The organism is Chryseobacterium cucumeris, from assembly GCF_001593385.1.
GTDB lineage: Bacteria > Bacteroidota > Bacteroidia > Flavobacteriales > Weeksellaceae > Chryseobacterium > Chryseobacterium cucumeris.
The window spans coordinates 1,247,137-1,268,359 of the sequence record NZ_LUVZ01000001.1 but is presented as its reverse complement, the minus strand read 5'-3'; the positions used below and the strand labels follow the sequence as shown (position 1 = coordinate 1,268,359).

The 21,223-nt window shown below is 37.4% G+C and carries 17 protein-coding genes; 8 read left to right on the top strand and 9 right to left on the bottom strand.

Annotated elements, in window-relative coordinates; translation table 11 throughout:
• Positions 1–3 precede the first annotated feature (3 nt).
• Genes ilvB through ilvA form a run of 4 tightly spaced genes read left to right on the top strand, consistent with a single transcriptional unit; the run spans position 4 to position 4,390 of the window.
• Entirely contained in the window at positions 4–1,728 is a 1,725-nt protein-coding gene (gene ilvB, locus A1704_RS05600) for a biosynthetic-type acetolactate synthase large subunit (RefSeq protein WP_062671250.1), read from the top strand.
• An 11-nt stretch (positions 1,729–1,739) separates the two neighbouring features.
• Positions 1,740–2,021, top strand: a complete 282-nt coding sequence (locus A1704_RS05595) for an ACT domain-containing protein (RefSeq protein WP_062671248.1) — start codon at positions 1,740–1,742, stop codon at positions 2,019–2,021.
• A gap of 48 nt (positions 2,022–2,069) precedes the next feature.
• Entirely contained in the window at positions 2,070–3,116 is a 1,047-nt protein-coding gene (ilvC, locus tag A1704_RS05590) for a ketol-acid reductoisomerase (RefSeq protein WP_034692308.1), read from the top strand.
• Between the two features lie 11 nt (positions 3,117–3,127).
• Entirely contained in the window at positions 3,128–4,390 is a 1,263-nt protein-coding gene (ilvA, locus tag A1704_RS05585; RefSeq protein ID WP_062671245.1) for a threonine ammonia-lyase, read from the top strand.
• 598 nt (positions 4,391–4,988) lie between these two features.
• Here the strand turns inward: ilvA and A1704_RS05580 are convergent.
• The 6 genes from A1704_RS05580 to alaS all read right to left on the bottom strand — a co-directional run bounded on the left by A1704_RS05580 (position 4,989) and on the right by alaS (position 15,868).
• Positions 4,989–6,458 (bottom strand): M20/M25/M40 family metallo-hydrolase, encoded by a 1,470-nt coding sequence (locus tag A1704_RS05580; protein ID WP_062671243.1) that lies wholly within the window; start codon positions 6,456–6,458, stop codon positions 4,989–4,991.
• Between the two features lie 8 nt (positions 6,459–6,466).
• Positions 6,467–6,703: a hypothetical protein gene (locus A1704_RS05575; protein WP_062671616.1), complete on the bottom strand. Its 237-nt coding sequence runs from the start codon at positions 6,701–6,703 to the stop codon at positions 6,467–6,469.
• Positions 6,704–6,777: 74 nt separating this feature from the next.
• Positions 6,778–9,105, bottom strand: a complete 2,328-nt coding sequence (locus A1704_RS05570) for a hypothetical protein (protein ID WP_238590578.1) — start codon at positions 9,103–9,105, stop codon at positions 6,778–6,780.
• 306 nt (positions 9,106–9,411) lie between these two features.
• Positions 9,412–11,226 (bottom strand): cytochrome-c peroxidase, encoded by a 1,815-nt coding sequence (locus A1704_RS05565; protein ID WP_065119520.1) that lies wholly within the window; start codon positions 11,224–11,226, stop codon positions 9,412–9,414.
• A gap of 65 nt (positions 11,227–11,291) precedes the next feature.
• On the bottom strand, positions 11,292–12,767 hold the full coding sequence (locus A1704_RS05560) for an alkaline phosphatase PhoX (RefSeq protein WP_062671238.1): 1,476 nt from the start codon (positions 12,765–12,767) through the stop codon (positions 11,292–11,294).
• A 497-nt stretch (positions 12,768–13,264) separates the two neighbouring features.
• Complete coding sequence (gene alaS / locus A1704_RS05555; RefSeq protein ID WP_062671236.1) at positions 13,265–15,868, bottom strand: alanine--tRNA ligase; 2,604 nt, start codon at positions 15,866–15,868, stop codon at positions 13,265–13,267.
• Between the two features lie 254 nt (positions 15,869–16,122).
• Between alaS and A1704_RS05550 the strand changes: the two genes are divergently transcribed.
• From A1704_RS05550 to msrB, 4 genes are all read left to right on the top strand, one after another.
• The gene (locus tag A1704_RS05550) at positions 16,123–16,677 is read left to right on the top strand and encodes a sigma-70 family RNA polymerase sigma factor (RefSeq protein ID WP_062671234.1); all 555 of its coding nucleotides are present in this window, start codon (positions 16,123–16,125) and stop codon (positions 16,675–16,677) included.
• 6 nt (positions 16,678–16,683) lie between these two features.
• On the top strand, positions 16,684–16,953 hold the full coding sequence (locus A1704_RS05545) for a hypothetical protein (protein ID WP_062671232.1): 270 nt from the start codon (positions 16,684–16,686) through the stop codon (positions 16,951–16,953).
• Positions 16,954–17,033: 80 nt separating this feature from the next.
• Entirely contained in the window at positions 17,034–17,477 is a 444-nt protein-coding gene (locus tag A1704_RS05540) for a DUF417 family protein (RefSeq protein WP_062671229.1), read from the top strand.
• Positions 17,478–17,494: 17 nt separating this feature from the next.
• Positions 17,495–18,592: a peptide-methionine (R)-S-oxide reductase MsrB gene (gene msrB / locus A1704_RS05535; protein WP_062671612.1), complete on the top strand. Its 1,098-nt coding sequence runs from the start codon at positions 17,495–17,497 to the stop codon at positions 18,590–18,592.
• A gap of 42 nt (positions 18,593–18,634) precedes the next feature.
• Here the strand turns inward: msrB and A1704_RS05530 are convergent, their stop codons facing one another.
• The 3 genes from A1704_RS05530 to A1704_RS05520 form a co-directional block, all read right to left on the bottom strand.
• Positions 18,635–19,285 carry a hypothetical protein gene (locus tag A1704_RS05530; RefSeq protein WP_062671227.1) on the bottom strand — a complete coding sequence of 217 codons (651 nt, stop codon included), beginning with the start codon at positions 19,283–19,285 and terminating at the stop codon, positions 18,635–18,637.
• Positions 19,286–19,411: 126 nt separating this feature from the next.
• Complete coding sequence (locus A1704_RS05525; RefSeq protein ID WP_062671226.1) at positions 19,412–20,257, bottom strand: ABC transporter permease; 846 nt, start codon at positions 20,255–20,257, stop codon at positions 19,412–19,414.
• A 2-nt stretch (positions 20,258–20,259) separates the two neighbouring features.
• Positions 20,260–21,162, bottom strand: coding sequence for an ABC transporter ATP-binding protein (locus A1704_RS05520; protein ID WP_062671223.1), 903 nt, complete (start codon positions 21,160–21,162; stop codon positions 20,260–20,262).
• Positions 21,163–21,223: the final 61 nt, after the last annotated feature.

Genomic DNA, 21,223 nt, shown 5'->3' with positions numbered 1-21,223 from the left:
AATATGGAAAATCTGAATCTATCAACAGAAATACAATTGAGCGGAAGCCGGATTATTCTTGAAGCATTTCTTCAGGAAGGGGTGAAAACCGTTTTCGGATATCCGGGAGGTGCCATTATCCCTATTTATGATGCCCTTTATGATTATAAAGAAAATCTGAAACATATATTGGTACGCCATGAGCAGGCAGCAGTACATGCAGCACAGGGCTTAGCAAGAGTCTCAGGAGAAGTTGGTGTTGTATTGGCTACAAGCGGCCCGGGAGCAACTAATCTTGTAACAGGATTGGCAGATGCGTTATTGGATAATACCCCTTTGGTCTGTATTACAGGACAGGTTTTTGAACATCTTCTCGGTACCGATGCCTTTCAGGAAATAGATGTGATGAACGTCACAAGTCCGGTTACCAAATGGAATTATCAGGTAACCGATGCTAATGAACTTCCCGAAGTATTGGCAAAAGCATTCTACATCGCAAAGTCAGGCCGCCCTGGTCCTGTTCTGATTGATGTTACCAAAAATGCCCAGCTGCAGTCTGTTGATTATAAAGGATATTCTCCATGTTCTTCACTGAGAAGCTATAAACCCGATCCTGATCCATGTTTTGATAGTATTGAAAAAGCAGTACAGCTGATCAATAATGCTGTAAAGCCATTTATCATCGCAGGACAGGGGATTATGTTGGGGAAAGCTGAAAAGGAGTTCTTACAGTTTGCAGAAAAATCAGGAATTCCGGTAGCATGGACGGTTCTGGGAATGAGTGCTATTCCAACTTATCATCCACAAGCGGTGGGAATGGTAGGAATGCACGGAAACTATGGCCCGAATATATTAACCAATGAATGTGATGTTTTAATTGCTGTCGGAATGAGGTTCGATGATCGCGTGACCGGAAGACTGGATCAATATGCAAAGCAGGCAAAGATTATTCACCTGGATATTGATAACGCAGAGATTAATAAAAATGTAAAAGTAGATGTTCCCGTTCTGGGAAACTGCAAACATACGCTTCCTCTTCTTACAGAAAAGATCGTAAAAAGAGAACATCATCACTGGCATAAAAGATTTAAAAAATGTCATGAAATTGAAAGCATCAATCTGATTCATAGGGAGCTCTACCCTGAAGAAGGTGAGATTACAATGGGAGAGGTTATCCGCGAGTTGAATGAGATCACAGATGGAGAAGCAATTATTGTAACAGATGTAGGACAGCATCAGATGGCGACATGCCGATACTCTCAGTTCAAACATTCCCGAACCAATGTCACAAGTGGTGGGCTGGGAACCATGGGATTCTGTCTTCCCGCTGCGATAGGAGCTTCTTATGCAGAAACAAACCGTCCTGTTATTGCTGTGATGGGAGACGGAGGAGCTCAGATGAATATTCAGGAACTGGGAACCATTATGCAGTATCATCCGGAAGTGAAGATCTTAATTCTGAATAATTGCTATCTGGGAATGGTAAGGCAGTGGCAGGAATTGTTTCACGAAGAAAGATATTCCTCCGTAGATATTCAGAGTCCCGATTTTGTTCAGGTGGCAAAGGGATATAATATTCCCGGAAAAAAAGTATCCGAGAGGGAAGACTTAAAATGGGCGCTCCGTGAAATGTTGGATCACAAAGGATCTTTCCTTCTTGAAGTAATGACAGGAAAAGAACACAATGTATTTCCGATGATCCCTCAGGGAAAAAGTGTTTCGGAAATTGTATTAAATAATAAAGTTTAAAAATAAAAAAGATGAAAACAGATCATAAAGAATATACCATTACAGCGTATACAGAAGATTATTTAGGATTGATCAGCCGCATCAATGCTATTTTTTCAAGAAGAAGAATTTCTATGGTGACCTTCAATGTAGGACCCTCAGAAATAGAAAAAGTAAAAAAGTTTGTCATCGTAATCAGAGAAACAGAAGATTCTGTTCAGAAGATCAGCAGACAAATGGAAAAACAGGTAGACGTTCTGGAAGTACATTACCACAGAAATCCATACCTGACGGCAGTAGAATATGCCAGCTAAGTGTAAAAATTAAACATCACAATCAATAATAAATAAAAATCAAAAAAAATGGCAAAATTGAATTTTGGAGGAGTAGAGGAGAATGTAGTAACAAGAGAAGAATTTCCGTTGGAAAAAGCTCAGGAAGTATTAAAAAATGAAGTCGTAGCAGTGATTGGTTATGGAGTACAGGGACCTGGACAGGCTTTAAACCAAAAAGATAACGGAATTAATGTGATTGTAGGACAGAGAAAAAACTCCAAATCTTGGGATAAAGCAGTCGCAGACGGATTTGTACCGGGAGAAACTTTATTTGAAATCGAAGAAGCACTGGAAAAAGGAACTGTTATCTGCTATCTTTTGAGTGATGCCGCACAGATAGAATACTGGCCGAAAGTAAAACAGCATCTTACCCCAGGAAAAGCATTGTATTTCTCTCATGGTTTCGGAATCACATTCAGCGAGCGTACTGGAATTGTTCCTCCAGCCGATGTAGATGTATTTCTGGTAGCTCCTAAAGGTTCAGGAACTTCATTGAGAAGAATGTTTCTGCAGGACAGAGGTTTAAACAGCAGTTTTGCCGTTTATCAGGATGCTACAGGAAAAGCCAGAGAAAGAGTAACAGCATTGGGAATTGCGATAGGAAGCGGATATCTTTTTGAAACCGACTTTAAAAAAGAAGTTTACAGTGATCTAGCCGGAGAACGCGGAACGCTGATGGGAGCCGTACAGGGAATATTTGCTGCTCAGTATGATGTATTGAGAAAAAATGGGCACAGCCCTTCTGAAGCATTTAATGAAACCGTAGAAGAACTGACTCAGTCATTGATGCCATTGGTAGCAGAAAACGGAATGGACTGGATGTATGCCAACTGCAGTACAACCGCTCAGAGAGGAGCTTTGGACTGGTGGAAACGTTTCAGAGATGCTACTTCACCTTTGTTTGAAGAGCTGTATGATAATGTAGCCAAAGGAAATGAAGCTCAACGTTCCATAGACAGCAACAGCAAACCGGATTATCGTGAAAAATTGGAAGCCGAACTTACAGAACTGAGAGAAAGCGAAATGTGGAAAGCAGGTAAGACGGTACGAAGCCTGAGACCCGAAAACAATTAATTACTAAACAGATGATGAAAGAGGAAGTAAGTTCCTCCGTTCTAGAAAATGTCTATAAAGCGGAGGAACGATTAAAAGATGTAGTGGTAAAAACACCTTTAGCTGTGAATAATAATCTGTCAGCTATTTATGAGTCTAATATTTGTTTTAAAAGAGAAGATCTTCAAAGGGTTAGATCCTATAAAATAAGAGGAGCCTATAATAAGATGGCCACCATGTCTGAGGAAGAACTTTCAAAAGGTGTTGTTTGTGCCAGCGCCGGAAATCATGCCCAGGGCGTTGCTTTTGCATGTCAGACCATGAAGGTTAAAGGAACGATTTTCATGCCTTTGCCAACTCCCGGACAAAAGCTTGAACAAGTGAAGATGTTCGGTGGAGAATACATTGATGTTGTTTTATTTGGAGACACATTCGATGAATCTAAAGATGCTGCGATGAGGTTTTGTAAAGACCATAACAGCGTATTTATCCATCCTTTTGATGATCCGGCAATTATTGAAGGACAGGCAACAACAGCACTGGAGATTCTGGAACAGACAGAAGGTGTGGTTGATTATCTTTTTGTTCCGATAGGCGGCGGGGGATTGGCAGCAGGAGTCTGTACTGTATTTCAGCAGTTGTCTCCGCAAACAAAGATTATAGGTGTAGAACCATCCGCAGCAGCAAGCATGAAAAAAGCCCTTGAAAAAGGTAAACCCGTTCTTCTCGAAAAAATAAGCCGTTTTGTAGACGGTGCAGCCGTACAGCAAGTGGGAGATCTCACTTTTGAACGTTGTAAAGATGTACTATATGATATGGCTACAGTAGATGAGGGACTTGTCTGTGAAACCATATTGTCACTGTACAACAAAGATGCTATCGTGGTAGAACCGGCGGGAGCACTTTCAGTAGCAGTATTGGAAAAATATAGAGAAGAAATAAAAGGTAAAAACGTAGTGTGTATTATCAGCGGGAGCAATAATGATATTACCCGTATGGAAGAAATCAAGGAAAAAGCATTGCTTCATGCAGGACTTAAGCATTATTTTCTGGTCAGATTTCCACAGCGTCCCGGAGCATTGAAAACCTTTGTAATGGATGTACTGGGACCTGATGATGACATCACTTATTTTGAATACACCCAGAAAAATTCAAAAGAAAAGGGAATAGCAGTCGTAGGAATTGCTCTGAAGCAAAACAAAGATTTCATTCCTTTAATTGATAAAATGAAACAATATGATTTCTTTGTCAACTATCTGAACAATGATCCTTCTCTGATGAATTTACTTATTTAAAAGGATTTAGATGTAAAAAGAGACCTATTTTTTTGATGACATTGAAAAACGACATAAGAAACTGAAGCGTTAAGAAAATGAATTCTGTGAACGTTAAAAAAACTCTAGTGTTTGAGTGCGGGACAACATATGATTCTCAACATAGAGTGTTTCCGCATGAGTTTAGAGTTTTTAGAGAACAGATTTCATTTTTAGCTGAAGTTTCTAAGTCTTGAATTTTTGATTCTTTTGTTTCAAGACAAAAGAAATATGATGAATTAAAAAAATTAACGGTTTCCAATCATAATCAATATTAAATTATTTCGTATTTCAGATTCTAAAAACACAATGATGAAAAAAGCTTCACACTCTGTGAAGCTTTTATGTTTCTGGCAATATCAAATGACATAAGAAAGTGAAACGTTAAGAAAATGAATTCTGTGAACGTTAAAAAACTCTACTGTCTGAGTGCGGGACAAAATATGATTCTCAACATAGATTGTTTCCGCGTGAGTTCAGAGTTTTTAGAGAACAGATTTCATTTTTAGCTGAAGTTTCTGAGTCTTGAATTTATGTTTCTTTTGTTTCAAGACAAAAGAAATATAATTCTTTTTATAAATTATCTTTCAAGCGAAAAATTCGAAATTACTTTCGGACGTTCTATTTCATTAGCTACTTTCCAGGATGTTCTGTACATCCATTCAGTCATTTTATAGAGCTTTTTGTAATTGATATTTTCTGATTCATCCTGTGGAGTATGATACTGATCGTGCAGTACACTTGTGAAGAATATTGCAGGAATTCCAATCTTAGCATACGGAAGATGATCACTTCTGAAATAGAAATACTCAGCATGGCTTGGAGAATCCCAATCTTTAAGGTATTTGAACTTTGTACTTTCATTGTTGGCATCTTCGGCCATTTTTACCAGCTCTTCAGAATTTTTGTGAGGAGTATTTCCTCCTAATAGAGCAGCTTCATTATTGTCATTTCTTCCGATCATATCACCATTCAGAACGGCTACAATTTTCTCTTTCGGAACAACAGGATGTGCTGCATGCCATCTTGAACCCAGCAATCCTCTTTCTTCAGCACCATGGAAAACAAACAGGATACTTCTTTTTCCCGGCTGTTTTTTATAAGCTCTTGCCATTGCTAACATGGCAACACAAGTACTGGCATTATCATCAGCACCGTTGTAGATCGTGTCATTCTTTACAGGATGTCTGATCCCGTCATGATCCTGGTGTCCGCTTAACAGAACATATTCATTTTTAAGAACAGGATCTGTACCATCAATTTTTCCGATAATATTAACGGATGGATATTTGTAAGTTTCAGTGATCAGGTTCAGAGAGGCTTTAGGATTGTTTTTTACCCAGCCAGCATTTTCTCTTTTGATCCACAAAACAGGAATATTATTGGTGATTTTTTCTCTTAATCCTTCCACACCGTAGCTTCCTCTTGTCATTTGAGGCAAAACTTCCACCCAGCTTTGTTCAGAAATATCATCAGTGATGAAAATAATAGCTTTTGCTCCCAATTCAGAAGCTTTATTGTAGTATTTATTTCTTACAAATCCAGGATATCTTCTTACAAAAAGTGTCATATCTTTTGAAATATTCTTGTCAGAAGCGTTTACAGCAAGAACTTTTCCTTTGATATTCAATTTCGCAAGCTCTTCAGGCTCTGCGTTTCCGGCATACACTATGTCAGCATCTAATGAAGCGTTTACAGGTTCAGCGACAAGGAAATCTTTCCATAATTTCAAACTGGTATCTCCGATTTTCAGGCTGCTTTGTGGAATCACCTGATGCCTGTACATATCAAAAAACTGGAAAAATGTTCCATTATCTCCGGCAGGTTTCATTCCGGCTTCCTTCGCTTTGTCAGCCAACCACATAGAAACTTTCAATTCATCCAGAGTTCCGGCTTCACGGCCCCAGAACTGGTCTGCAGCAAGCTGATACATATCGGTGCGGAGATCAGATTCTCTGATAGCAGAAACTAATGGTTTTTTATAATTCTGAGCATTTCCGAGGGTAAACAGGAAAAGGCTTAACAGAGAAAAAATATAATTTTTATTCATAACATTGCTTAATTAAATTCAGCTAGTTTCTCTGAAAACTGTTTTGAAAATTCTTTTCTGTCTTCTTCCAGTTTTTCCTGTGTAGAAGGTAGAATATAATTAAAAAGGATCTTGTCTTCGTTGTCCAAAAAGATAATTTCCTTTTCATTTCCATCGATCATCTGTGAGAAAATTTCCCACATCGGAGTGTCTTTTAATTTTAATAATTCAAAAAACTGTTCTGCTTTGATTTCGATTTTCTGCATGTTCTTTTTATATAGTATCGTTGAATATTTCTGAATTCTCATCCAAAAATAAAGATTTTGTATTTTCCGGACGATTAAAACTCGAGAAATTTCAGCTTAAACTGAATGGCGAAGTTTTCCTTGAAATGTGGCGTTGCATAATAACCCACTCTGTAGAATACCCCAAGATTAAAATAGCTGGAAAGGAAATTGTTCCATTCCACACCGACTTCCTGATACAGGTGATCCAGTTTTCTGAATTTAAACTGGTGGTATTCCGGATGTTTCATATCACCGATAGTTCCTCTTAAGACAAAATCAAAGCTGGAAACATTGTGTCCGAAACTTTTCAGATACCATGGAAGTTTATGCGTAAAGTAATACGCTATGAACCTATCATTATAGTATTTTCCGCCTTCCAGTGTGGCAAACCCAAGGTAAGATGTAAGGTTAAAATTGAAGTCTTTACCAGGAGAGGCCAGTCCGTTCATCGTAAAGTTTTTCCAGATAGGCGCCCCACCAAGAACAAGACCTCCATATAATCGGAACCCTGTGGTCCCGATCGGTGTTTTGAAATTATGAACAAACAAACCATCAAAACGGGAATAATTAAAATCCCCCTGCAGTATTTTGTAACTCTGCTCATAATTAAAATACAGTTCAGGATATTTCTGATCAATCAGAGATTTTCCCTGAGGGGTCATAATATTGGTAGAATTCGGAGAATATTTCAGGGTGAAAAGGGTATTGAAGTTTCTGTAAGATGTTCCCCGGTCTCTGAACTGATAATCGAACTCAGCTTCTTCTGTGTTTCTTCTTACGGCAAGAGCAACGGTAAGTCCGTTGGTGACATCGTTCAGGTAAGATAATGACATTCCTTTAAAGTGGAAATACCGGTCATTATTCAGATTATTCCCGAAGTTCATCATTCTCATCTTGAAATTCCACATCTTTCGGTTGAATTCTCCGGATGCTGTTACATCATCATACACTTCAAATCTGAAAAAGGAATTCTTTTCCAGTGTGGTTTTCATATCAAGCCCCATTCCATACTTCCATTTTCGGTCTTTCACACCATATGCAAAATAGTAGTCAGGTGAAAAATAAGGGTTGAAATTTTCATTCAGCTTGGCTTTTAAACCTAATCTGAAACCTTCATAGGAGTTATAATTGACAATTTCATCCACAGCAAAGTCTACAGAACCGACTCTGATCTGTCCGTTCAGTAAACCTGATAAAATCTGTGCTTTGCTGTCGATTTTATATTTTTTACCTAAACTGTCGATGGTTTTATAGGTATTTTGTTCCCTTTCGGTAAGGGGATCTGTCCTGTAGCGGTCCAGAGATTGACCGTCAATATTTTTTACCGAGAAAGTATAGCCTTTAAAATCCTTTGGATCTTCTTCAATAGGAGATTCGAAATCAAAATATTTTGAGGTAAGGAAAGCATAGGTCCCAAAGCTTTTTTTGTCTTTCTTATCATCGGCATGCACTTTGTCATCCATGGCCATTTTACCCATTTTAAGCTTGGCTTTTTCATGGGCAAGGAACCATTTGTTATTGTAGAATACCCAGGTACTGGTAATAATTCCTTCGTTTTTATTTTTACTGAAATTCTCGATTTTTTTGATTCCGTACGTTTCGGTGTCTACATAAATAGCACCGTTATACTTTCGTTTTCTGTCCGGCTTTTTGTAATTTACCTCACGGAAGCGGATTACAAAGTTTTTCCTTCCGTCAAGGGTAACCGTATCTGAAAGAAAGAATCTGTAAAGTCCTCTGTTTTCGGGTTTTATCTGTTCGGGAACAACATCCCTGTTACTTTGCTGGAGTGCGATCATTTCGTAAATAGGCTGCTTCAGACCGGAGATTCTGTTGTCCAGAATATTGATCTTTTCACCATACTTTTTGGAGTACAAAAACTCCTGAGCTCTTTCCCAAAGGAAGAGTTTACTTTTTGAAAATATTTTTCTTGCGTTGATATTATTCAGCGAGTCTTTTTCCCTTTTTTTCTTGAAAATATTTAAATCATTAAAATACTGATTAAACTGCGAAAGACTGTCCTCATCAATATCAAGAGAGATTTTTTCGTAGGATTTGTAAGAATAGGAACCTAAACTTTTGGGTGAGTTTTCTTTGAATAATTTATTGACTTTTTTAAGAATTTCCAGAGCTCTGGGGTCACTTTTATCCTCAATAACTACAGCTTCAATATTGGTTGTCTTTGATGTTTTTTTAAGCAGGGAAACTTCCATGCTGCTCTCAACTGTGATAGTTTCTCTCTGATAAGAATCTGCATCAATATCAATATTTTTACATCCTGTTTTAAACTCCAGAATACCCTGTTCATTGGTGTATCCGATAACTGTATTGTCACAGGATACCTTTGCTTTATAGACAGGCTTTTGACTGGCGTCATCCACAACCTTAATTTTTGATTGTGAATACCCCAAAAAGCAGATCAGGAAAAATAATAACAGTAAACCCCTTTTCATGTAAAAAAACTACGTCAAAAATAATGATATTTATTCTTGTAGAAAAGTTTTTAACAGAGTATAACATTGATTTAATCTAATGTTTTCATGGACTTTGTAAAGACAAAGACAAATGAAAAAATGATCAGATAGTCTTTCTGTATTTTAAAGGAATTTTCAAATAAAAAAACTCCTTAGCAATTAAGATTCAGGAGTTTTGTGGTTTTTCGTTGTTTTGTGTTTTAGAATCGTCTTTTATTGATCATTGAGCGCTTTCATGAATTCAATGATATCATCTGTTTCTTTATCAGTAAGTTGTAACGGATCATCAGAAAGAGTCTGATTTTCCACTTTAAATCCAAAAGCTTTTCCACCACCTTTGTTGTAAAAATTCATCACTTCTTTCAATGTTTTGTACCCTCCGTTGTGCATATAAGGAGCTGTTTTTTGAATGTTTCGGAGAGTTGGTGTTTTGAAAGAATGCTGCAAAGAAGGAACTGTTTCATGAAATTTTCCTCTTCCCGGATCGGCATCAAGTGTTTTATTCTCTGCATTTACTGCCAAACCCAATATTTCCTGCTCAGTTTTTTTGAAATTCGGAGGCACTGTACCATTGAATAAAGGAAGAAAATGACAGATGGCACACTGGGCTTTTCCCACAAAAAGATTGAAACCACGCTTTTGATTGTCTGTCATCGCTGATTTATTTCCTCTCATATGTTCATCAAAATCTGAATTGAATTTTGCGAGCGAACGAATATAGCTCGCCAGTACATTTTGAAGCTGCCATACTTCAGTTTTTTGGGAGTGATAAATTTTTTTGAATGCGGCCTGATAATTTTTATCCTGATTGATTTTGGCAAGAATGATATTCAGGTCACCGTGCATTTCTTCTTTATTGGAGATCACATCTGAGCTTTGTCCTTCCAGATCATCCTTTCTCATATCCCAAAACTGGCCATGCTGATATCCTGCATAGTTGAGTGAAGGTGTATTTCTCGCCAGTTCTGAATTTTCAAGGGACATTGCTCTGGCTAGACCGTCTGTAAATGCTTTCTCTGGAATATGGCATGTTGCACAGCTTCGGTTATTGCTGTTGGATAATATTTTATCATTAAAAAGCTGATGTCCAAGAGCTGCCTTTTCTTCAGAGTAAGCGTATTCTTTTCCGGGAGTGAAAGCATTAGGATTAAAAGCATTTTTACTAAAGAATGTAGCTGCATTTTTGTTTAAAGCGGTCGTTACGTCAACATCAGGAATGTTCTCCTGCTTTTTAAAATCAAGCATCAGAGCTGTGATTCTATTCAGATGATCCGGAATGAAATTGACATAATCAAATGTGTTTTTGTCGGGGTTTTTCTTCAGTACATTAATGGCTGAACTGATCTCTGCCACAAGACTTTTTAAGGCTTTATTTTTCGAACGATCAGTGGAGATCTGTTCCAAAGTTTCTTTTATTCCTTGCAGAGAAGATGGCATTTCCTCTAAAAATACTCCTGAAACGGGTGTGTCAAAACCTGAAATTCCCAGGCTGGAAATTCTGAAAGCTTCCTGTCTTAAGGCATCAAAAACCTGATCTTTACTGATAGTAATAACCTGAAAGTTGGTTTCTATGGTATTGCTTTTATTGATGAGCTTATTAAGCATCCGGATTACTTCTTCTTTATTTCCTTTATCATATGGATACAACATTTCTTCCAAAACCTGAAGCCCTTCGGGTTCTATTTCCGTATGTTCGTCCATCTCTATTTCAGGAAGGGCAGGACCGTTGATAAACCTTGCGGAGTGGGGTAGGAAGTATTCTACCGCCCATTCCATTGTTTTGTAGGTTTTTCGGATATCCTGAAATTTTTTCTGAAGAAGCTTTTCATCAGCGTTTTTAGTAACCAGAGTTTTCAGTTTGTTAATTTGCTTTTCGAAATCAACATTGGTTTTGATAATCCTGTTTTTGACAGAACCAAGATCTTCGTATATCGGCTGCTGCTTATCGTTTTTACAGTAATAAAGGGTAAAAAGCGCTGCTGCACAGTAAAGAAAAAGGAGTATCGGGTATTTTGAATGCTTATTCATAGGTATGAAAAAGTATCAACAGAGATTTTCTATTGATACTTTAATTGGATATGAAGGAATTAAAACTATTTTTCTACGTTTCTGATGATTACAATCTGTCCACCTTCTTTGTTGGCGTTGATTCCGGAACCGTCAGGATTTTTGAATTTATCCAGTTGCCATGTATGAGAATGGATATTCACAGAGAAGGTATTAGGGATTCCGATGATGTCTGAAATATCAACCATTGCTCCGAACTCCCATGAACCGTACTTCTGCAGATCTCCGGATTGGTTGTATGCTGTCTGCCATGCAGAGTCACCTCTGTTGTGCCTCATATTCAGCCACGGTTTGTATTGTTTGGTGGCAATATTCAGCTGCCAGATATAAGAATCGTGATTGGCATTTTTGTAATAAGAATCTCCGTCTTCCTGGATGTATACAAAGTTTTCAGTTACACATAAGTTGTCAGGATTGATCAGATTATTTCCCGGATTAGAATCACCTTCTGCAACCACTTCCAGTTTTCCTGTCAGCATATTATTGGCGTTCAGAACAAGCTTGTAGACTCTTCCCCACATGGTTAATCCGGCTTTTGGATTAACACCGTCAGAAGATTCACCTGTAGCGGTAAAGTAGATTTCTCTTCCTTTTCCAGCTCCTTTTCTGTAATCTACATCTTCCACTCTTGAAAAGCGGATCGCATTATTGTCAATATTTTTCTGGTTGATCTGAGTTCCGGTAAGGTTTTTAGCGTTAGGAATTTCTACGAACTCTACGTCGTAGCTGCTTCCTTTCGTCATATCCGTTTCAGTATAGTTGCTGTTGGTTCTTTTTAAAGAATACAACTTACCGTTATCAAGATCTCCCTGTGTATCTGCTACATACATGATCAGCTGTCCTGCAGACTGGTGAGAAGAAGAATAAGACTGGTCTTCACCAATGATGATATAGGTTTTTCCGTTAGAAACATCTTTAGGAAGCGGAACTGCATTTTCCATAGAAGCCTTTCCTAATGCCGGTTTTACCCTTGTTTTATCAGTTGCCTGAGACACTGGTGCCAAAGGGTTTAAAGCATGTACCATACTTTCTTCACCTGATTCTCCGGCGGTAAGGAATGCACTGAAACCATGAATTTCCGGAGTTGCCAATGTAGCGGAGCATAATCTTGTCATTCCTCCGGTTCCGTTTAAGATATATTCTCCCTTTACAGGCTTAAAAGTTTTGTCTAAATAGACTCTTGATACCGATTGCTTGATCTCATGGTTGGTGATCATCAGATAGCCGTCTGAGTTTGGATCTTTCATAAGACCCATTCCGTCCGGCTGGCCTCCGAAAACGAAATCGGGAGAACCTGGAAGAACGTCAGAACTGGAAATAAGGGTAGTTATATTTAAATTTTCAAAATCTTTCATTCCATAAACGAAAGCGGGTTCTTTAGAAAAATTTTCAAGTTTGATTTTATCATTGACAGGAGTGTCAGAGTTACCGTTGTCATCATTGCAGCCTTGAAATACAAGAGAAGCAAAGACTAGCGCTCCAATAGTTTTGTTTATTTTCATAATTATATTTTTTGAATTTCGATTATGGCAAAACTAAAGGTCTTGTATTAACTGAGTTTTAAAAAGATAAAACAAATAGTTTAAGATTAAGTAATGGTTTGTTAAGATAAGATCAATAATTAGAACGGGTATAAATAAAAAAGACTGTGATGAAATCTTAGGAATAAAGAATAGTATGGTATAGCGCAGAGTACGCAAAAGTTTTATTTCCTGCTTTTTTCGATCGAAAAGGCATTTGCTGACGAAAATATTGATGATAGCATGAGCGTTATATCCGGCTTATGTAATTTTTCAAAATTTTTTTCATCTGCGAGAAGTAAGAATAGTACACACGCTTAGTCAGAATCAATGAAGTTGATTCCATTCTTTGCCACTTGAAATATAAAGTAATATAGAAAAAACTTTGTGTTAAAATAATATGATATGCACTAAAAACAACTCCGGCTGTCTCAATTTTGAGACAGCCGGAGTTAAAATTTATAATAGAGGTTTCTATTTTAGATATTCAAAGCTTTTTGGTAAGCGTTTTCCAACCCTTCAAGGTTTTTACCACCCGCAGTTGCAAAACCTGGGTTTCCACCACCGCCACCTTGGATTTCTTTAGCAAGGTCTTTTACGATAGCTCCAGCCTGGTAATCAGCAGCAAGATCATCAGAAACTCCAACGGTAATCATTGGTTTTCCATCTGCATCAGAAAGAATAATCGTTACTGAAGTAGGAATTTCTCTCTTTAACTGGAAAACGATGTCTTTTACAGAACCTGCATCCAGAGAAGTTTTCTTCACAAGAAGCTGCTTGTTGCCTTTCTGCTCATAAGCATTCTTCCATTCTCCGATTTCTCCTTTTGCTTTTTCCTTTTTAAGAGCATCTACTTCAGCCTTCAATGAAGTATTTTCTTCGATCAGTTTTTCGATCGATCTTACCACATCTTTAGACTTTAATAACTGAGAAAGTTCAGTGATCTGTTTTTCAAGATTGTTAAAATACTCCTCAGATTTGTCTCCCGAAATAGCCTCAATCCTTCTGATTCCCGCAGCTGCAGAACCTTCAGAAGTGATCTTGAAATGACCAATTTCGCTGGTGTTTTTTACGTGAGTTCCTCCGCAAAGTTCTTTTGAACTTCCAAACTGGATCATTCTCACACTGTCACCATATTTTTCACCAAATAAAGCCATTGCTCCTTTATCCAGAGCTTCCTGAATCGGAATATTTCTGAACTCCTGTAAAGCAATACTTTCTTTGATCTTTTTATTTACTTTTTCTTCAATAAGTGCTAATTCTTCCTCAGTCATTTTGTTGAAATGAGAGAAGTCGAAACGAAGATAATCAGGGCCTACATAAGAACCTTTCTGTTCTACGTGAGTTCCTAACACCTCTCTTAAAGCTTCGTGCAGAAGGTGAGTTACAGAGTGGTTAGCCTGAGAATTTTTTCTTTCGGAAGCGTTTACTTTAGCATAGAAAACAGCACCGGCATCTTTTGGAAGACCATTGATCAACGAAATAATCAATCCGTTTTCCTTCTTAGTCTCCAATACTTCAAAGCTTTCAACCGCATTTTCAAGAACACCTTTGTCTCCAACCTGTCCACCACCTTCAGGATAGAAAGGAGAGCTGCTTAATACCACCTGGTAAAATTCTCCGTCTTTATTTTCTACCTTTCTGTATCTTGTGATATAGGTTTCGGATTCAATCTGATCGTATCCTACAAAGTTTTCATCTCTTTCTTCTAAGGTAACCCAATCGTAAACTTTCTGAGCAGAATCAGCTTTTGAACGAAGCTTCTGTTTCTCCATTTCAGCTTTGAAACCAGCTTCATCAATTGTTAATCCTTTTTCCTCAGCAATAATTCTTGTTAAGTCATCAGGGAAACCATAAGTATCATACAGTTCAAAAACTTCTTCACTTGGTAATACCTTCTGATTATTGGCAATAGTCTGCTGGATCAGTTTTTCTACTCTGATCAGACCGTTTTCAATAGTTTTTAAGAAAGAATCTTCTTCACTTTTGATCACTTCAGCAACAAGTTTTCCCTGTTTTTCGATTTCCGGGAAGAAAGTTCCCATCTGCTCCTGCAGTACAGCTACCAGTTTGTAAAGGAAAGGCTCTTTCATATCCAGGAATCGGTAAGAATAAGAAATTCCTCTTCTTAAAATTCTTCTGATAACATACCCCGCACCTCCGTTGGAAGGTAATTGTCCGTCTGCAATAGCAAAGGAAACTGCTCTGATGTGGTCTACCACAACACGGATCGCAATATCCTTTTCGTCTTGTAAAATTCCGGTATATTTTTTACCTGAAAGTTCCTCAACTTTAGCAATAAGCGGAGTGAAAACATCCGTATCATAGTTGGAAGACTTCCCTTGAAGCGCCATACAAAGACGCTCAAAGCCCATTCCCGTATCTACGTGCTGAGCAGGAAGCTTCTCTAAAGATTTATCTGCCTTTCTGTTGAATTCCATGAAAACCAGGTTCCATACTTCAACTACTTGAGGGTGGTCATTATTTACCAATTCAAGTCCGGAGACTTTCGCTTTCTCTTCAGGCGTTCTCAAGTCAACATGGATTTCCGAACACGGTCCGCATGGTCCGCTTTCACCCATTTCCCAGAAGTTATCTTTTTTATTTCCGTTGATGATTCTGTCTTCTGAAATATGAGATTTCCAGAAATCGTAAGCGTCCTGGTCTCTGTCCAGATTTTCTGAAGCATCACCTTCAAAAATGGTAACGTATAAATTTTCTTTTGGAATTCCGTATACTTCAGTCAGTAATTCCCAGGCAAAAGCAATAGCCTCTTTTTTGAAGTAATCCCCGAAAGACCAGTTTCCCAACATTTCAAACATAGTGTGGTGGTAAGTATCTCTCCCTACATCATCCAGGTCATTGTGCTTCCCTGAAACTCTCAGACACTTCTGTGTATCGGCAATTCTAGGGGCGGTAGGGGTTTTGTAGCCAAGGAAAAAATCCTTGAACTGCGTCATTCCGGAGTTGGAAAACATAAGGGTAGGGTCGTCTTTCAGCACAATAGGAGCTGAAGGAACGATTAAATGCTCCTTACTTTTAAAATAATCTAAAAATTTTTGACGTATCTCTTGTGATGTCATAGTATTGCTTTTGCTTTTTTTAGTATCAAATTTTGATAAGATGCAAATTTACTATTTTTAAGCGATTTGTAATAATTTTATGCTATGTTTTGAATGGTGCCCGGCTTTGGATATGGATGTGTCCTAAACCTCACGGGTTTTCAAAACCTGCGAGGTTTGAGACGGCTATAATTTGTAATAATCAATCTTGTTTTGCATTTTCCGGCTTAACTTACTACCTTCGCTATGATCTTAGATAAGGCAAAACACTTTCAATGACAAAAGATGAAGAGCTGAAAAGCTGGATAGAACAGTATTCAGGGCCGCTTTTGAAGCGGGCACTGTATGTACTTTCGAATAAAGAAGATGCACAGGATGTGGTTCAGGAAGTTTTTCTTGCAGCTTATTCTGCTTATGATTCTTTTGAAGGGAAAAGTAATGCGCTTACGTGGCTGATGGCTATTCTGAATAGAAAAGTTGCAGATTTTTACCGGAAAAAATACAAATCGGAACCCAATATCCGACTTGATCATTTTTTTGATGAAACCGGATCATGGAAAAATAATGATGTTTTAAATGACTGGAATGTATCAGGAGAGGAAGATGAGCTTTTAGACAACAAGGATTTTAATAAAACACTTGAAGAGTGCATTGAGGAATTGCCCTCCAAATGGAAGATTCTGTTGAAAATGTATTATATCGAAGAAAAAAAAGCACCGGAAGTCAGTCAGGAATTGAATGTTTCCACGACTAATTTATGGAAGATTTTGCAGAGAAGCCGCATGCAGCTCAGAGAATGTCTGGAGTTTAACTGGTTTTCAAAATCATAAGAAATCATGATACGAAGAATACTACATATATTATTTTTACCGTGCAGTGAAGCTACTTTACTGATGGAAAAAAGGAATGCCCAATCTATTTCTGCCAGAGAAAACAGGATGCTCAGTATGCACCTGATGATCTGTAAATGGTGCAGGATGTACAATGAAAAGCTGGCTCTTCTGGATAAAGCTTTTAAAAAGACTTTTTCTGAAAAAGAAACTGAAATTAATGATTCTGAAATTCAGGACTTTAAAAATAAAATGATCGATAAATTAAATTTCTAGGATAATTTCTGTCAGGATTTTAAAATAGCACCGACTATACTTTTGAAAACAATAAAGTATTCATTTAAAATCTTAAAAATATGGTCGGAACAGTACAGGAATCTAAAAATCAATTAACCCGAATCGGGTATTATATTTCGCTTTTCGGAGCAGCACTTATTTTACTGTGGATTGGTATCTTCAAATTCACTCCCACAGAAGCAGCTGCAATAAAACCTTTGGTAGAAAACCATTTCTTAACTTTTTTCGTATATAAAATTATAAGCGTCCAGACAGTGTCAAATCTTATCGGAGCGATAGAAATTATCATTGCCTTACTCCTGATATTTAGTGCGAAATTTGCTGTATTGAAAAAGTATGCAGGGATAGGAATGATCGTAACCTTTCTGGTGACATTAAGCTATTTGTTTACAACACCGGGAATATGGAAAATAGTGGACGGAGTTCCTGTGACGGATTTCTTTATTTTAAAAGACCTTATGCTTTTAGGATTTGGATTCATGATCGTTCAAAATAATAAGTAATGAATAAAAAGGTAAAAATGAAAAATATATTAATTGTACTCGGAATCATTCTGGGTATAGCAGTCTTTGCTGCGGGATCCGGGCTCTTCAAAAAGAACAGGCCTGATGTAGTGGAAGTAAAAAAAGAAAATGAGAAAATTATGGATAACAAAAACGTTAGAGAGATTTATTTTGCAGGTGGATGTTTCTGGGGAACAGAACATTTTTTTCAACAAATTCGTGGTGTTGTAGGAACAGAAGTTGGTTATGCCAACGGTAATACCAAAAATCCTACTTATGAAGAAGTCGTAAGCCATACAACAGGTTTCGCAGAAACCGTAAAAGTAAAATATGATCCTGAACAGGTAGATCTGAAACTATTGATTGATCTGTATTTTAAAACCATTGATCCTACAAGCAAGGATCAGCAGGGAAATGACAGAGGAAACCAGTACAGAACAGGAATTTATTTCACTGATAAAACGGATGAAGCGGTGGTAAAAGATGAAGTTCAGAAGCTGGCAAAGAATTATAATAAACCCGTAGTCGTAGAAACTATTCCATTGAAAAATTTCTACAGAGCGGAAGACTATCATCAGGATTATCTGGATAAAAATCCAGGCGGTTACTGCCATATTGAACCGGGACTTTTTGAAATGGCTAAAAAAGCCAACCCGCTTCCAAAACCGGCTTATCAAAAGCAGGATAAAAAAGTTTTAAAAGAAAAACTGACAGCAGAACAATATAATGTTACCCAGGAAAACGGCACAGAAAGACCTTTCCAGAATGAATACTGGAACGAAACCCGTGAAGGAATTTATGTAGATATTACCACAGGAGAACCTTTGTTTGTTTCTACCGATAAATTTGAATCCGGATGCGGATGGCCAAGTTTCTCCAAACCGATTACCAAAGGTTTGATTGATGAAAAGCTGGACCGTTCCCATGGTATGGATAGAGTAGAAGTAAGAAGTAAAACGGGAGATGCCCACTTGGGACACGTTTTCACAGACGGGCCGCAGGATAAAGGAGGACTTCGTTACTGTATCAACAGTGCTTCTCTGAAGTTTATTCCGAAAGCTGAAATGGAAACAAAAGGATACGGAAAATATCTTCCGTTGTTAGATAAAAAGTAATGTGAAAGGAAGGCTGCCATTTGGCAGCCTTTTTATTTTGAATTAATAGTGCAATTGAAATCTTTCTTTAATGCTGAACATGGACATATTCAGAAATATAAGAAACCCGAAAATAATGTAGGAAGCTTCTTTGGAAGCGGTTGTAAACAGGTTAAAGATCTGCCCATAGCGGGTAGATTCAAAAGCATTCATAGTTTCTGCTGGCCCCCAATCTATAGTATCATTACAAAGTAAACATTCATATTCAGGATATTGCACCTTAGGATCAATATAGCTATAAACCGCAAAAATATGTCCTGTTTTCTCCAGGTCAACGGCATATTGTTCCTGTTTGGCAATTGCCAGATCATTCAAAACAGAGACAAAATCACCATAGCTATTATTTTGATCTAAAATAAACTCAATACCAGACTCTTTCTCATTTCTTTCCTGAAGCTTTTTCAGTTCAGAAACATATGATTTTGAATTTTCTTTGGCAGTACCGGGGACTATTTTTATTTTTTTGTAATCCCAGTTTCTATAAGTTTCAAAACTTTCAAATGTATTTTTACTCCCTTCTCTTTCTTTGGCAGGAAGTCCAATATCTATCACAGAAACGTTAATATCTTCAGACTTTTGGCTTCCATAATACCAAAACAAAACAGGAATCAGCAAGGCGCTGATCAATCCTGGAAAGTAGTATATTTTTTTCATGGCTGGTTTTTGATAGTACCGAATGAAAATTTTAAGCCAAAAAAAAAGTGATCCGAAAACGAACCACTTAAAAAATAATCTTTAAATATTGTAATTTTTAAATCTTTAAATTCCAGATATTACCATCTACCAATCTCTTTTTCTCAGAATCCAGTACGAACCGAATATAAAAATAGCACACCATACCAGACAGGCGATAAGGCTTTCTGTAGGGTAGTGGAATTCATATTTTAATCCCATCATTTTTGCCATATCCAATCTGATCATCGGATTGGGAATAAGGTTAGACATACTTTCCAGCGGTAAAAGATGCGAGATGAAAAAATCATTCTGAAGAACCTCATTTCTTTGGGGCCCCTGCATTCCTTTTACTTTTGAATAGACTTCAAGAGCCTTTAAAATTCCCTCACCAATCCAGAAAATAAAGAGAGCAAGAAATACAAACACAGATTTCCTCAGTAAAATAGAAAGGAACATTAAGAAACAGAAGAACGTAAATAGTTTTACCAGGTAATTTCCAATAAAGAACATCTCAGCAAAAACCTTTGTAGATTCCGTTGTCTTCGAATATTGATATCCCAGAAACAAAGTAATACCCAATACAATGGCTGTTGAAACAATAGTGAAAATACTTATTGTCAGTAATTTTGAAGTGATGAATTCCTTTCTGCTCAATCCATCAATGGTATTCTGCTTGAACATCCGGTTACTGAATTCCTGTGAAATAGAGAAAACAATGATCAGTCCCAGGAAAATTTTCAGTAAGGCAACAATCCATGTGGTGAAATTCCAGATTTCCGGGAAATTGTAAATCCCCTGTTCTTTTAAGTTAATGGTTCCTCCAAAAATATCAAAGTCAACCAATCCTATGAAAAGCAGCGCAATAAGAATGGCGAAATAGAGTATAGTGAAAACCTTAAACGGTTGATAGTTCAGGTTTTTGTAGTATTCCAGTTTTAATAATTTGATCATGATTAATTAGTGTTTTTTACAAGTTCAAGGAATTGAGATTCAAGAGACAGTTTTTTCTTGGTCAAGTGGGAAAGATAGATTCCTTTCTCTGCCAGTTTCTGATTCATTGCCGAAGCTGAAACAGAAGCATCATCACGGATCTGGGCTTTGATAAGATCACCTTCCTGATGAATGGAAGAGAACCATTGAAGTTCATTCAAAGCATTTAACAGCAATGTGTTATTATCAGCTTTCAGTTCAAAATATCCATTATTGGAAGTCATTTCATCCACTCTTCCACAGTAGATGGAATTTCCTTCTTTTAATACAATCACGTGGCTGCAGATTTTCTCAATTTCATCCAGAAGATGGCTTGCAATGATAATGGTGATTCCCTGTTTGGCAATATTGCTGATGATTTCTCTGATCTGAATGATTCCTTCAGGATCCAGTCCATTGGTAGGTTCATCCAATATCATCACTTCAGGATTGTTGAGCATCGCTGAAGCTATGGCAAGACGCTGTTTCATTCCCAAAGAAAAAGTTTTGAAAGTATCTTTTCTCCTTTCATACAGATTAACGGTCTTCAGCACTTCGTCAATCCTTGAATAGGGTGCGTGCTTAATTTCAGCGACAATCTTAAGGTTGGTTTCTGCGCTTAAATAAGGATAAAAGTTAGGCTGTTCGATAATTGCTCCGATCTTTTTTAAGGTGTCAGGATCAGTTCCTTTTTTTCCAAACCAGAACCAGTCTCCGCTGGTGGGATTGATGGTTGAAAGCAGCATCCCGAAAGTAGTGGACTTTCCGCTTCCGTTCGGACCCAAAAGGCCATAAACATTTCCTCTTTCGACATCAAAAGAAATATTGTTCACCACAACTCTTTTGAATTTTTTCGTCAAATTTTTTACTGATAAAATCTTTTCCATGTAATTTGTTTTACATAGTAGTAGTCTATATAAATTAGAGAATGTTACAGAATTATCATAA